The 12,793-nt window shown below is 66.3% G+C and carries 14 protein-coding genes and 1 pseudogene; 5 read left to right on the top strand and 10 right to left on the bottom strand.

Features of this window, described 5'->3' with window-relative positions:
- Nucleotides 1–240 precede the first annotated feature (240 nt).
- Nucleotides 241–1,137, bottom strand: a complete 897-nt coding sequence (locus ACFWCF_RS06030; RefSeq protein WP_378558423.1) for a diacylglycerol kinase — start codon at nt 1,135–1,137, stop codon at nt 241–243.
- Entirely contained in the window at nt 1,134–2,756 is a 1,623-nt protein-coding gene (locus ACFWCF_RS06025; protein ID WP_378558420.1) for an FAD-binding oxidoreductase, read from the bottom strand. The genes ACFWCF_RS06030 and ACFWCF_RS06025 overlap by 4 nt, the downstream gene beginning before the upstream one ends.
- A 17-nt stretch (nt 2,757–2,773) precedes the next feature.
- On the opposite strand from ACFWCF_RS06025, the gene ACFWCF_RS06020 reads away from it, so the two are divergent.
- Genes ACFWCF_RS06020 through ACFWCF_RS06010 form a run of 3 tightly spaced genes read left to right on the top strand, consistent with a single transcriptional unit; the run spans nt 2,774 to nt 5,900 of the window.
- Nucleotides 2,774–3,424: a TetR/AcrR family transcriptional regulator gene (locus ACFWCF_RS06020; RefSeq protein WP_378558417.1), complete on the top strand. Its 651-nt coding sequence runs from the start codon at nt 2,774–2,776 to the stop codon at nt 3,422–3,424.
- Complete coding sequence (locus tag ACFWCF_RS06015) at nt 3,424–4,953, top strand: glycerol-3-phosphate dehydrogenase/oxidase (protein ID WP_378558414.1); 1,530 nt, start codon at nt 3,424–3,426, stop codon at nt 4,951–4,953. Before ACFWCF_RS06020 ends, ACFWCF_RS06015 begins: the two co-directional genes overlap by 1 nt.
- A 44-nt stretch (nt 4,954–4,997) precedes the next feature.
- Nucleotides 4,998–5,900: a macrolide 2'-phosphotransferase gene (locus ACFWCF_RS06010; protein WP_378558411.1), complete on the top strand. Its 903-nt coding sequence runs from the start codon at nt 4,998–5,000 to the stop codon at nt 5,898–5,900.
- 2 nt (nt 5,901–5,902) lie between these two features.
- On the opposite strand, the gene ACFWCF_RS06005 is transcribed toward ACFWCF_RS06010, so the two are convergent.
- The 3 genes from ACFWCF_RS06005 to ACFWCF_RS05995 form a co-directional block, all read right to left on the bottom strand.
- A complete protein-coding gene (locus tag ACFWCF_RS06005) occupies nt 5,903–6,547 on the bottom strand; it encodes an MBL fold metallo-hydrolase (RefSeq protein WP_378558408.1) in 645 nt (214 codons plus the stop codon).
- A 121-nt stretch (nt 6,548–6,668) separates the two neighbouring features.
- On the bottom strand, nt 6,669–7,148 hold the full coding sequence (locus ACFWCF_RS06000) for a hotdog fold domain-containing protein (RefSeq protein WP_378488728.1): 480 nt from the start codon (nt 7,146–7,148) through the stop codon (nt 6,669–6,671).
- A gap of 81 nt (nt 7,149–7,229) precedes the next feature.
- Nucleotides 7,230–7,772 carry a CGNR zinc finger domain-containing protein gene (locus ACFWCF_RS05995; RefSeq protein ID WP_378558405.1) on the bottom strand — a complete coding sequence of 181 codons (543 nt, stop codon included), beginning with the start codon at nt 7,770–7,772 and terminating at the stop codon, nt 7,230–7,232.
- Between the two features lie 26 nt (nt 7,773–7,798).
- Here ACFWCF_RS05995 and ACFWCF_RS05990 point away from each other — a divergent pair, with 26 nt between their 5' ends.
- Nucleotides 7,799–8,005 (top strand): hypothetical protein, encoded by a 207-nt coding sequence (locus ACFWCF_RS05990; protein ID WP_378558402.1) that lies wholly within the window; start codon nt 7,799–7,801, stop codon nt 8,003–8,005.
- Nucleotides 8,006–8,118: 113 nt separating this feature from the next.
- Here the strand turns inward: ACFWCF_RS05990 and ACFWCF_RS05985 are convergent, their stop codons facing one another.
- Nucleotides 8,119–8,877: an ArsR family transcriptional regulator gene (locus ACFWCF_RS05985; protein ID WP_378558399.1), complete on the bottom strand. Its 759-nt coding sequence runs from the start codon at nt 8,875–8,877 to the stop codon at nt 8,119–8,121.
- A gap of 69 nt (nt 8,878–8,946) precedes the next feature.
- Between ACFWCF_RS05985 and ACFWCF_RS05980 the strand changes: the two genes are divergently transcribed.
- On the top strand, nt 8,947–10,263 hold the full coding sequence (locus ACFWCF_RS05980) for an APC family permease (protein ID WP_378558397.1): 1,317 nt from the start codon (nt 8,947–8,949) through the stop codon (nt 10,261–10,263).
- Between the two features lie 50 nt (nt 10,264–10,313).
- On the opposite strand, the pseudogene ACFWCF_RS05975 reads toward ACFWCF_RS05980, so the two are convergent.
- The 4 genes and pseudogenes from ACFWCF_RS05975 to rpsN form a co-directional block, all read right to left on the bottom strand.
- Nucleotides 10,314–10,457, bottom strand: a pseudogene (locus ACFWCF_RS05975) (heat-shock protein HtpX); the annotation flags it as partial.
- Between the two features lie 154 nt (nt 10,458–10,611).
- Complete coding sequence (arsB, locus tag ACFWCF_RS05970) at nt 10,612–11,652, bottom strand: ACR3 family arsenite efflux transporter (protein ID WP_378558670.1); 1,041 nt, start codon at nt 11,650–11,652, stop codon at nt 10,612–10,614.
- Nucleotides 11,653–11,687: 35 nt separating this feature from the next.
- Nucleotides 11,688–12,095 (bottom strand): ArsR/SmtB family transcription factor, encoded by a 408-nt coding sequence (locus ACFWCF_RS05965; protein ID WP_378558394.1) that lies wholly within the window; start codon nt 12,093–12,095, stop codon nt 11,688–11,690.
- A 390-nt stretch (nt 12,096–12,485) separates the two neighbouring features.
- A complete protein-coding gene (rpsN, locus tag ACFWCF_RS05960) occupies nt 12,486–12,791 on the bottom strand; it encodes a 30S ribosomal protein S14 (RefSeq protein ID WP_378558390.1) in 306 nt (101 codons plus the stop codon).
- Nucleotides 12,792–12,793: the final 2 nt, after the last annotated feature.

The following is a 12,793-nucleotide window of genomic DNA, read 5'->3' as shown; positions in this document are numbered from 1 at the left end:
ATCCGCGCACTCCTATCGCTGGGCCGATATGAATGTCGGGACAATACGGCGGAAACGTTGCCTGCACTGGTGCGGTCAAGCACGCATGTCCGGTGCTGCGCACCCTCACGATGGTGGACGCGGGAGTGTCCTCAGCGCAGGTCGATCCGCATCAGAACTCGGGGATGACCTGCCTGCGCCGGTGTTTGCGCTCATCGTGGGGCTGCCGCCGTGACGCTCCGGACCGCGGTGTGGGCACGGTCAGGGGTTCGGCACCAACACGGTCCCGGCGCCCGGCACCGCCTCGACATCGACCGGCAGCGGGCGGAGGGGTTCGCCGTCGGCATAGACCGTGATGCCGGGACTCTCGAGCCGTACCCGCCGTGCTCGGCGCACCATCACCTCGGGCAGGTCGACGTGGGTGCCCCGATACACGGTCGGGAACAAGCGCAGCAGGCGAGAGCGGTTCGCGGAGGTGGCCACCACCACGTCGAGCTGTCCGTCGTCGAGCAGCGCGCCCGGTGCGATGCGCATGCCGCCCCCGTAGGTGGAGGCGTTGCCGACGGCCACCAGTGTGGCGTCGAGTTCGATGGCCGGTTCGTCGTCGAAGGTGATCCGGTACGGGAGTAACCGCAGGTTGACGAGTTCGGCGACGGTGGCGGCGTTGTAGCGCAGTCTGCCCCGCGGCCATGTCATGCGGTTCGCGCGATCGGTGACGAGGGCATCGAAGCCACCGGCGAGGACGGTGCCGAACCAGTGGTCCGGGCCGTGGGCGGAGCTCACGCGCCCCAGATCGATCGTGCGTAGGCGGCCGGCGGCGATCACCTCGGCTGCCGCGGCCGGGTCGTGGGGAATTCCGAGGACCCGGGCGAGGTCGTTTCCTGTTCCGGCGGGGACGATGCCGACGGGTGTGCCCGTGGTGGCGGTTGCCTGCCACGCCTGCCAGGCAATACCGTCTCCGCCCACTGCGACAATCCCGTCGACGCCGTCCTCGACAGCGTGGCGGGCCAATGCTATCGATTCCTCGACGGAATCGGCGGCGATGTGGGCGATGCGCAACCCGTGTTCACGTAGTCGCGCGCTGGCCACCGCGAGCGTGTGGTGGGCATCCTTGTCGGCAGCGGGATTGCTCAGCACGACAATCGACCTGGTGCTCACAGGATGAGCTTTCCGGGATTGAGGACGTTGTGCGGATCGAGCGCGTTCTTGACTGCGCGAAGCACCTCCACACCGCAGTGACCTATTTCGTCCGTCATCCACGGCAGGTGGTCGCGCCCTACTGCGTGATGGTGGGTGACGGTGCCGCCGACGGCGACCATCGCGGCGGTGGCGGCCTTCTTCGCCTCTACCCATTGGCCGACCGGATCGTCGGTCTGCGCGCACACGACGGTGAAATACAGTGACGCACCGGCCGGATATGTGTGCGAGATGTGGCACATCACCAAGGGTGGCGTGCCGCCCTCGCGGAGTGTGCCGGTGAGCGCCTCGGTGACCGCGGCACGCAGTCGCGACAGATTCGACCAGGTGGTCGCGGTTTCGAGGGTCTCCGCGAGGGCACCCGCCTGTAGCAGCGCATCCCGCAGGTGTGGTGCGCCGAATCGTCCGTGTTCCCATTGGCGGGCAGGCTCCGCACCGAGGTCGGCACCTCCTGCCGCACCGAGGATTTCCTGCACCGCTGCCGCACGGTCGCGCACGTATCGCTCGTCGCCCTCGATGGTGGTCACCGCAAGACATCCGCCAGGAGATGTGCGCCCGATGTCCTTGTGCAGGGCGAGGTTGAGGCCGGTTTCGGCTTCGTCCGAGAGCCGGAGCACGGTCGGCGGCAGGCCGCTCTGGACAAGAGTTCGCAGCGCGTCCGCGCCGGTAGCGAAATCGGGGAAGGTCCATGCCCGGTGCTCGACCACGGCAGGAATGGGGTGGACCCGCACACCGACTTCCGTGATGATGCCGAACGTGCCCTCGGATCCGAGGAAGAGTTGCCGCAGGTCCGGGCCCGCCGCCGAAGCCGGTGGGTGACCGACCTGGATGGTGCCGCGGGGCGTCGCCACGGTCATGTGTTCGACCATGTCGTCGAACCGCCCGTATCCGGCCGAGGCCTGACCGGAGGACCGAGTGGCTGCGAACCCGCCGATGGTCGCGTGGCGGAAACTTTGCGGGTAGTGGCCGAGCGAGAAGCCGTGCGCGCTGAGCAACTCTTCGGCCTGAGGCCCAGTGGCACCGGCCTGCAGAGTGGCGATACGTGAGATGGGATCGAGATGGCTGAGAGCATTCAGTCGGCGCAGATCCACGGCGATCACGGCAGAGAGGTGACCGGAGTCGGGGTCCACGCCCCCGACGACACTGGTGCCCCCACCGAAGGGAACAACTGCGATCGACTGTGCTGCACAGTATTCGAGAATCGCAAGGACCTCGTCATGGTCGGCGGGTAGAATAACTGCGTCGGGTGCGGGCTGCGGGTCGCGATCCTGCCGGCGCAACAGGTCCAGGGTGCTTTTCCCGCCGGCGTGACGCAGGCGCGTCGCGTCGTCGTCGAGGACATGCTCGGCGCCGAGAAGGTGCACGAGACCGGTTCGGCGCTCCGGAGTCAGCTGGGCGGGGGCGAGCCGGACGTCGAATTCGGCGAGCGGGTTTCGACGGGGACGCACTCCGAGCGCCTGCTCGAGCAGGGTGTGCACCTCGGGGCCGAGTTCGGTTCGGTGTTCGGCCGTTCCCCACGCGTCCCACTCCATGTCCGGGGCGGGCTGGTCGGGTCGATGGGGCGTGACGCTCTCAGTCATGCGTTACAGTTTTACACATGACGACTGTTCGTAACGACAAATTCGGTGACGCGGTATCCGCGCAGCACTCGATGTCGCCCGCAGCAGACCGGACCGACAACAGCGTCGAGGACAGGATCCTCGACGCCGCCCGCTCCTGTCTGCTCGACTTCGGGTTGCGGCGCACCACCCTCGCCGAGATCGCTCGACGAGCCGGCGTCAGCCGACCCACCGTCTACCGTCGGTGGCCGGACACCGACTCGGTCCTCGCCGACCTGCTCACCAGGGAAATCCGAGCCGCGATTCCCGACACACGCGGCGTCGGGCCTATTCGTCCGCTCCTGGTCTCGGCGGTCACCGCTGCCGCCTACGACATCGGCACCCACCCGATCTTCGAGAAGGTCCTGCGCACAGACCCGGAAATATTCATCACCTACATCGTCGACCGGCTCGGCACCAGCCAACGCGTCATCCTCGACGTCCTCGTCACTGCGATCGAACAAGGTCAGCACGATGGATCCGTCCGGACCGGTGACCCACGCGCACTCGCTGCGTTCGTGCTGCTCACCGCCCAATCGACGGTGCAATCCGTCCGCATGATCAGCGAGGTCGTCGACCACCGAACATTGCTCGACGAACTCGGACACGCCGTCGACTCCTACCTGGCTCCCACGGAAAGGCGCCCCTGATGACCCCCACCGGGTCGAGCGCCCTCAATGCCCTCCGCCGTAGCCGCGAACTCGACGAACTCGGCGAACACTCCGACGTCGATGTCCTCGTCATCGGTGGCGGTGTCACCGGAGCCGGTGTCGCCCTCGATGCTGCCAGCCGCGGATTGAGCGTCGTGCTCGCCGAGCGCCACGATCTGGCCTTCGGCACCAGCCGCTGGAGCTCGAAGCTCGTACACGGCGGATTGCGTTACCTCGCCACGGGCAATGTCGGCATCGCCCGGGAGAGCGCCGTCGAACGCAACATCATCATGACGCGCACCGCACCGCATCTCGTGCGGCCACTCCCCCAGCTCGTACCCCTCCTGCCCTCCGTAGGAGCCGCCGACACAGCTCTGGTGCGCACCGGATTTCTCGCCGGTGACGTGTTGCGCGCCACCGCCGGAACACCGGCCACCGTTCTTCCGCGGTCCCGGCGCGTCAGCGCGGCGCACACCGCAGCGCTTGCCCCGGCCGTTCGGCGTGACGGGCTGCGCGGCGGCCTCCTCGCCTACGACGGTCAACTCGTCGACGACGCGCGATTCGTCGTTGCGCTCGCCCGCACGGCCGCCGCGTACGGGGCGCGGATCCTCACCCGCGTCGAAGCCCGCGACGTCACCGGCAACAGCGCAACGCTCCGCGACACCCTCACCAGCACAAACCTACATATCCGGGCCCGGGCCGTCGTGAACGCCGCCGGAGTGTGGGCCGGTCGTGTCGACCCCACCATCAGGCTGCGACCCAGCCGCGGTACCCACCTCGTGCTCGACGCAGCAGCACTCGGGAACCCGACGGCCGCGCTCACGGTGCCGATCCCAGGTGAACGCAACCGGTTCGTGTTCGCCCTGCCCGCCCAGCTCGGTCGCGTCTACCTCGGGTTGACCGACGAAGAAGCGCCGGGTGAGCTGCCGGATGTGCCTCACGCCAGCGACGGTGAGATCGAGTTCCTGCTCGACACGGTCAATACGGCACTCGCGACACCACTGACCCGTGACGACGTCCTGGACACCTTCGCCGGACTGCGCCCGCTGCTCGACACCACCACCTCCGACGCCGGGGGCGCCACAGCCGACCTATCACGCAAACACGCCGTCATCTGCTCGGACGGCGGACCGATCGGCATTGTCGGCGGCAAGCTCACCACCTACCGGAAGATGGCCGAGGACGCTGTCGATGCGGCCGTCGAAGTGGCCGGCCTGACTGCGGGGCCGTGCCGTACCCGGCAACTTCCGGTGGTCGGTGCTGCAGATTCCGCCGTGCTCCGCACGCTGACGGCGCCGCAGTCGCTGGTGCAGCGCTACGGGACCGAAGCATCCCTGCTCACCACCGATCCTGCGCGTTTGGAGCGGTTTGCACCCGGAATCGATGTCACCCGAGCGGAAGTGGAGTTCGCGGTGAGCCACGAGGGGGCACTCGACGTCGGCGACGTGCTCGATCGCCGCACTCGAATCGGGCTGGTACCGGCTCAGCGAAAGCTCGCCGAGGACCGGGTCTCCGCCGCATTCGAGTGAAACTCGTTGGACCAGCCCTTCACATGGGTGAAATGGTGAGTGTCATGACCTCCTTCGACGCCACCGACGCCACCTCGCTCGCCGCAGCGCACGGCCTGCACCTGTCCGCGGAGGACGCCACGGTGAACGAAGCCGGCCTGGACTACCGCGTAGTCATGGCCTCCGACGACGCGGGGCAACGCTGGGTGCTGCGCGTGCCCCGCCGCGACGACGTCTCTGCGGGCATGGCCACCGAAATGCGCATTCTCGACCTGGTCTCCCCCGTCCTGGCCGAGGACAGTATCGCCGTCCCACACTGGCAGATCCGCGCCCCTGAGCTGATCGCCTATCCTGCTCTACCCGGTGCGCCCGGATTGACCCTCACCGACACCGGAGAACCCGTCTGGCACATCGACCCTGCCAGCCCCGACTACGCCCGACGCCTGGGACACCTATTGGCCCGCCTGCACTCCATCGGCGCGCAGCAAGCAGAGACCGCGGGCGTCGAGGTTCGCTCGCCCGCCCAGGTACGCGAGTCGTGGCGCGACGACATCGACCGGGTGAGTGCGGCTTTCACCGTCGCGCCTACCCTCAGCCGAGCGTGGAAGGCCTGGCTCGCCGACGACACCTGCTGGCCCGAAGTCACAGTCATGACACACGGCGAGATCTATCCGGCGCACGTCCTGCTCGACGAGGACGGCTCGATCACCGGGGTTCTCGACTGGACCACCGCCCGCGTCGACGACCCTGCCCGCGACCTGTCCGCCCAATACGGTGCTGCTGGCGAGGACATGCTGCAGGCCACCATCGACTCCTATGCCGCCGCCGGCGGACAGACTCACCCCGGTCTCGCGGCCCAGGCAAGACACCTATGGGACGCTTCCCCCATCGGATATGCCCTCTACGCCCTGACCACCGGAGAAGCTTCCGATCTCGACGCGGCATCCGCCATACTCGACCCGCGCTGACCTCACCGCTGCACCGCAGCAGGCAGCCCGGCCAGGGCCTGCTCGAGGTGGGATCGCCATTCCTGTGGGTCGATCCTGTGTACCGCCGACTCGCTGGGAAAGGCACTGGAGATCACCACGTCCGGCGTGAGCGCGCCCAGCAGCCGCAGGCTGTCGGCCAGAGTGCGGGCGTCGCTGAAGCTTTCGATGTACCCCGCCGTCCACTCTCCTGACGCACCGACGAACAGCGTGTCGCCGGTGAACAGGTAGCGAGCTCCGTCGGCGCCCGGAACGAGATAACAGACACTGCCGATGGTGTGCCCGGGTGTCGGAATCACCTCCACTCCATTGTGATCGGTGTGCCGGTTCGCCAGCGGGACGTCGATGCGTGCGTGCCGGCCGATCGCGTCGGCTTCGGCGGCGGGTGCGTGCAACTTCGCACCGAATTTCACGGCGATCCTTCCGAGCATCGGGCCCGCTTCGTCCTGATGAGACAGATACTGATCCGTGAATCCACCCCGTCGCTCCAATTCGGCGAAGTCTGCCTCGCCGGCAACCGAGTAGAACAGCACGTTGGTGTTTCCGGTCCACAGGTAGGCATGCGTGGTCAGGCCGGGAAACGGATTGTCTTGTTGTGTTTCCCACAGGTCAGGCAGTACTTGCCGCATCGTTGTTCCTCCTCGTTGTCGGTGTTGAACCACAACTCCACGGTGCAACCTCGAGTCCACTCGAGGTCAAGGACTCCAACTGATTCACGATGATGGAGAAGGAGACGTTATACCGGGTGCGCTAGCGCGGCGTGACCCAGATCGTGATGTCCGCGTGCACGACCTCGGTTCCGCCGGTATCGTAAACACGCACCGGGACAACCAGTTCCAGACCTTCGGAATCGGATGCGAAGTCCGGGAGCGAGCCGAGTTCGGCCACCGCGCGAAGACGAGATTCCGCCTTGGCAAGGTACTGGGTGGACATGGCCTTCGGGATCCATCGATGCGTCGAGGGCACTGTCGCTTCGGCGAGCATCCCCATGGCGGCTTCGGCGAGGTTGCACGCGGCGATCGCGTGGAAGGTACCGAGATGGTTGTGGACGCCCCACCATTTCGGGGCTCGCACCTCGCAGCGGCCCGGTTCGAGGTGCGTGACACGAGGTAGCACTGTCGCGAAATAGGGCACGCGCACGCACATGCCCACTGAGAAGAGCGCGGAGCCGACGGCGTTGCGCGGCAACTTCAGCCAGCTCCGGTATGTCGATGTCAGGACGGGTTCCATGCCCAGACCTTACTTCAAAGTAAGAAGGGAGTGGGGTGATGAACGGGTTGAATCGTCTCGGTCCCTGATGCTCCCCTGCGCTCAGTGATCGGCTTTCACCCTCGCGCGATGCCGACGAACGGCATCGCGATTCGCGCACCGCACGGAGCAATACCTCTGGCGGCCGTTACGGGTGACATCGACGACCACGGCAGAGCACGGATCCCCCGGAACCTGCCCCGCGGCGCACCGTCCGAGGCGATGCATTCCGCGGGTGGTCAGGTGCAGTGCGGTGCCGACGCTGATGATGGATCGGAGGACATCGGGGAGCGATTTCTCCTCAGCGCGGTAGTGCAGATGCCACCCTTCACCGTCATGATCGGTCAGCCGTGGATAGGCCGAGGCCGTGGCCATCTGCGCGTTGAGCAGCCGTGCGCGCACCTGCGGGTCGGATGCGTCCACGACGGTCAACCACTCGTCGATCACGGCCCGAGTGAGTGCATGATCGTCCGGTGCTTCAGCAAATTCCATCGTCATCCCGACGTCTCGCGTCCGCTGCTCGATCTCGGCGCGAGTGGCGGGCCAATCATTGGCCAGTGACGCAGCCAGGACGACCGCGTACTCGCCGTAAGGGTTGAGATGCATAATGCCATTACATCATGGTGGTAGGCATGATCACACGGGAAACCCACGACAGCCCCACACCCGCCGGCGCACAGAGCACCGTCCACGAACACGGGTGGCTGGTCGAGTCGAGCCACCAGACGTCGATGGGACGAGTGCTCTACGTCCGCTGCGAAGCATGTGGCACTCGACGGCTCGATCTTCAACACCACAACCAGACTCCCCCGAGGGCGCTCAGCAAGAATCTCACCTGAACGACCATCGATGCGCGCCCCGAACTGGCCGCGCCGACAGCAGAATCCGCAACGAGCCGCGGATCACGTCGGCGAAGGCGGGAGCCGGGTTGGTGCGCAGAGTGAAGCCGACTTCACAGCTGAGCGGTGAGCATCGGCAGCAGATACCGGATGCGGGTGTCGATCTCAGCGGCGGTGGCCTGGAAGGTCGGATAGATATCGTCGTCGGCGCCGCCCGATGCTGCCGGGTCGGGGATGCTCCAGTGGGCCCAGCCGGTGAAGTCGCCGAACTCCGGGCAGACTTCGCGAGCCTTGTCGCACAGGGTGATCACCCTATCGAACCGGCGGTCGGCGAGGGTGTCCACGTGGCGGGGCCGCTGATCGGAAATGTCGATCCCGAACTCTCCTCGCAGCACCCGGACCGCATTCGGGTGCATCTCCGGCCTGGGGCGAGTACCGGCGCTGAGTACGTCGACCCGAGCACCGGCGTGGTGGCGTAGCAGCGCTTCCGCGATCGCAGAGCGGGCACTGTTACCGGTGCACACGAACAGGACTGACGCCGGCGTCGTCGACCCGAGCTTCGGGGGTGTGGGGTTCATGACAAGTGCCGGATGAAGTGCGGCGCCGGCACCGGCCAGCATCTGGCTGCAGCTGTCCAGATCCAGGTGGTAATAGCTGTCGCGGCCATCGAAGCTGCTGCGGTTGGCACGCACCAGCCCACCGTCGCGCAGCAAGCGCAGGTGGTATGAGATCAGGTTCTGCGACTCGCCGACCAGCGTCACCATCTCCCGAACCCGATAGTCGCCGCCGGACAGCATCGCCAACAGCTGCCACCGCAGCGGATGAGCGGCCAGTTGCACGAAGGACGGGACGAGTTGACGCGACAGCTCCACGCCACGAGGATATCATCAGATACATCAAACTAGATTGATGTAATTTGGTCATCGGTGTGTGACGGGAGCATGATGCCGAAGAAGATCGCGGCGGGTACACCGGATGAACTGAAGCGGCGTCTGGGATTGACGGACGCCGTCGTCATCGGTCTCGGCTCGATGCTCGGAGCGGGTATCTTCGTGGCCCTGGGGCCGGCTGCCAGGGCCGCCGGGTCCGGGCTGCTGATAGGACTCGGTGTGGCGGCGCTCGTCGCGTACTGCAATGCGACCTCGTCGGCTCGGCTGGCGGCGCGGTACCCGGTCTCCGGCGGCACGTACGTGTATGGGCGCGAACGACTCGGCGAATTCTGGGGCTATCTCGCGGGCTGGTCCTTCGTTGTCGGCAAGACCGCCTCGTGTGCAGCCATGGCGTTGACCGTCGGCGCCTACGCCTGGCCTGAGCAGGCCCACGCGGTCGCTGTCGCGGCGGTCGTGGCCTTGACCGCGGTGAACTATCGCGGCGTCCAGAAGTCGGCGCTACTGACCCGGGTGATCGTGGCGATCGTGCTGGCCGTGCTCGCCGCCGTCGTCGTCGCGGCGTCCACCTCCGAGGCTTCCGACCTTGCGCGACTGGAATGGGCTTCCGACATCACGGTCGGTGGTGTGTTGCAAGCGGCCGGGCTGCTGTTCTTTGCCTTCGCCGGGTACGCGCGAATCGCCACCCTCGGTGAGGAAGTTCGCGATCCGGCGCGCACTATCCCCCGCGCAATCCCGCTGGCTTTGGGCATCACCTTGGTCGTGTATTCGGCCGTCGCCGTCATCGCACTGATGGCGCTCGGCCCACAGGGCCTATCCGAAGCGACCGCACCGCTGTCGAGCGCGGTGGCCGCAGCCGGAGCCGGATGGCTGGAGCCCGTGGTGCGTGTCGGCGCCGTCGTCGCGGCATTGGGTTCGCTGCTGGCTCTGGTGCTCGGCGTCTCCCGCACCACCCTGGCAATGGCACGCGACCGGCATCTACCGCGCATCCTGGCGGCGGTGCACCCACGATTCGCGGTGCCGCATCACGCCGAGCTCGCCGTCGGTGCCGTGGTGGCCATCGTCGTCGCGACCACCGATGTGCGCGCCGCGATCGGATTCTCGTCCTTCTGTGTACTGCTCTATTACGCCGTCGCCAACGCCTCCGCCTGGACGCTCCCCCCGGCCCAGAGATGGTTCGGGCGCGGCATTCCGGTATTCGGGCTGGCGGGGTGCCTGATGCTGGCGTTCAGCCTGCCTGGCAGTTCGGTCCTTGCCGGTGTGGCCGTCGTGGCGGTGGGCGCACTGATCTACGCTACGCGTCGCCGGTGCCGACATCAGCTGAGTCGCATCGGTAGACCCGCAGTACGGTGCTGTTTGTGTGACCGATGATCCGGGAGCATCGGTCACACACTTCGAGATGGTCGGGCGGGGTCCTCGTCAGGAACGAGTTCGGCGAGCAGGACCTCGACCTGGTCGCCGGCCGGCGCGGTGAGGAAGCCCACGGCCATCCGGGAACGGCCGGCGTTGTGCACACAGACGAACAACACCGAGGACATGCGACCGGTCGAGGAATCGGTGGTCATGGAAGTGCAACGTCCTGTCGAAGTGGGTTCACACCGAGGCGGGATCGAAATCGGTGAGCCGAGCGCGCGCCCGGAGATCGATATCGTCGTGGATCGCTGCAGCTCATGGTGATCACCACTTCAGCACGATCCCTTGGGACCTACCCACGGATCCTCACGACACGACGGGGGCCGGCGAGCGGGTGAAATGCTTCCGCAGGGCGAGCGAGACGTAGATCAGGGCAACGAGGATGGGTACCTCGATGAGCGGACCGACCACCCCGGCCAAAGCCTGACCAGAGGTGACCCCGAAGGTGCCGATAGCCACCGCGATGGCGAGCTCGAAGTTGTTACCGGCAGCGGTGAACGCGAGCGTCGTGGTGCGCTCGTAACCGAGCCCGACCGCCGCACCGAACAGGAACCCGCCGCCCCACATGAGGATGAAATACGCGAGCAGTGGCAGCGCGATTCGCACCACGTCCCACGGCTGCGAGGTGATCTGTTCGCCCTGCAGCGCGAACAGGATCACGATTGTGAACAAGAGTCCGTAGAGCGCCCACGGGCCGATCCTCGGCAGGAACGTCTCTTCGTACCACTGGCGACCCTTGGCCCTTTCACCGACATGGCGGGTCACGAAACCGGCGACGAGTGGGATACCGAGGAAGATCAGCACCGACTTGGCGATCTGCCACGGCGAGACATCGAGGCTGGTCTGTTCGAGACCGAGCCAGCCGGGCAGGACCGACAGGTAGAACCAGCCGAGCACCGCGAACATGATCACCTGGAACATCGAGTTGATCGCGACCAGGACGGCAGCGGCTTCACGGTCGCCGCAGGCGAGGTCGTTCCAGATGATGACCATCGCGATGCATCGGGCAAGGCCGACGATGATCAGGCCCGTGCGGTATTCGGGCAGGTCGGGCAGCAGCAGCCAGGCGAGGGCGAACATCAGCGCCGGGCCGAGCACCCAGTTGAGGATCAATGAGGAGATCAGCAGTTTGCGATCGCCGGTGACGGTGTCGAGGCGGTCGTAGCGCACCTTCGCGAGCACCGGATACATCATGATCAACAGACCGAGCGCGATCGGCAGGGAGATGTTGTCGATCTCGATGACGCTCAGTGCGTCGCCGAGTCCGGGGATGAGTCGGCCGAGCAGTAGGCCGGCGACCATGGCGATGCCGATCCACACGGCCAGGAACCGGTCGAGGACCGACATCTTGCCGACGACTGAACGGTTTTCGGTCGTGGTGGTCACGAGACCGTCTCCTGAGAGGGTTCGGTCGAGGCGCAGGCGCAGGCCGATCCCTGCAGCACACCGGATTCGGTCGCGAGCACCGCGGACAGTTGTTCGAGGGCTTCGGGGAGTACACGGTAGTAGACCCAGGTGCCGCGACGTTCGCACTCGAGCAGGCCCGCTTCGCGCAACACCTTGAGGTGGTGCGAGATGGTGGGCTGCGACAGATCGAACTCAGGACTGATGTCGCACACGCAGCTCTCCCCGCCCTGATGGCCGGCGATCAGACTCAACATGCGCAGGCGCACCGGATCACCGAGAGCCTTGAACATGCGGGCCAGATCGGTGGCCCAATCGGAAGTCAGCGGCTTCTGTGCGAGGGGCGGGCAGCACGGAGCGCCTTCGTTCGACTGCTGATTCGACATCCGTCTATATTGACTTTTCTCGATCCAGGCGTCAATTTCTCGGAAACCACCTCCATGCTCGACGATCGTCATGCGGCCACGATCATCGCGTCAGGGCAGCATGGGGCCGATCACGTCCGCATCGGCGTTCTTGATCGACGATGAATCCGGCGGGTGCTGGAGATCGACCGGCCGGACCGCCCCCCCTACAGGCCGCGACGCCGACCAACCGAACGACGACGCATGTCCAGAGCGTGGCTTCAAAGATGCGCGAACTTTCATGTTTCCCTCCTGACGAAAAACGGCGCCGGCGGGACAGTCCTGTCCCGCCGGTGGGCAGGTGTTCGGAAAGTACTCAGCGGACCGGGGCCGGAGAGAGACGTGCACAACAGGGCGACTCCCTTGTAGCCCTTACCAACTCGACTTGCGCACACCAGGTAACTCGCCCCGGTGCGCCAGTTCGCGCACCCGCACACGGGAAAGCCCGAACTTGCGCAGATGACCACGGGGACGCCCGTCCGCCACATCCCTGTTGCGCACCCGCACGGGGCTGGCGTCGCGCGGCAGTCGCTGCAGAGCGGCCTGCGCGGCTCGTCGCTCCTCCGGGGTGCTCGAGGGGCGCCGCACACACTCTTTGAGTTCGCTGCGTCGCTCGGCGTAGCGGGCGACGATCACACGTCGCTGCTCGTTCCGTGCGATCTTCGGTTTTTTTGCCACGG

Origin of the sequence: Rhodococcus sp. NPDC060090, assembly GCF_042729855.1 — a bacterium.
Classification (GTDB): Bacteria; Actinomycetota; Actinomycetes; order Mycobacteriales; family Mycobacteriaceae; genus Rhodococcus.
This window is presented reverse-complemented; position numbering and strand designations above follow the sequence as displayed.

Bases quoted from the DNA above. Each gene is read 5' to 3' on its own strand.
- ACFWCF_RS06025 (WP_378558420.1), bottom strand. From the start codon at position 2,756: ATGACTGAGAGCGTCACGCCCCATCGACCCGACCAGCCCGCCCCGGAC.
- ACFWCF_RS06020 (WP_378558417.1), top strand. From the start codon at position 2,774: ATGACGACTGTTCGTAACGACAAATTCGGTGACGCGGTATCCGCGCAG.
- ACFWCF_RS06015 (WP_378558414.1), top strand. From the start codon at position 3,424: ATGACCCCCACCGGGTCGAGCGCCCTCAATGCCCTCCGCCGTAGCCGC.
- ACFWCF_RS06010 (WP_378558411.1), top strand. From the start codon at position 4,998: ATGACCTCCTTCGACGCCACCGACGCCACCTCGCTCGCCGCAGCGCAC.
- ACFWCF_RS06005 (WP_378558408.1), bottom strand. From the start codon at position 6,547: ATGCGGCAAGTACTGCCTGACCTGTGGGAAACACAACAAGACAATCCG.
- ACFWCF_RS06000 (WP_378488728.1), bottom strand. From the start codon at position 7,148: ATGGAACCCGTCCTGACATCGACATACCGGAGCTGGCTGAAGTTGCCG.
- ACFWCF_RS05995 (WP_378558405.1), bottom strand. From the start codon at position 7,772: ATGCATCTCAACCCTTACGGCGAGTACGCGGTCGTCCTGGCTGCGTCA.
- ACFWCF_RS05990 (WP_378558402.1), top strand. From the start codon at position 7,799: ATGATCACACGGGAAACCCACGACAGCCCCACACCCGCCGGCGCACAG.
- ACFWCF_RS05980 (WP_378558397.1), top strand. From the start codon at position 8,947: ATGATGCCGAAGAAGATCGCGGCGGGTACACCGGATGAACTGAAGCGG.
- arsB (WP_378558670.1), bottom strand. From the start codon at position 11,652: ATGTCGGTCCTCGACCGGTTCCTGGCCGTGTGGATCGGCATCGCCATG.
- ACFWCF_RS05965 (WP_378558394.1), bottom strand. From the start codon at position 12,095: ATGTCGAATCAGCAGTCGAACGAAGGCGCTCCGTGCTGCCCGCCCCTC.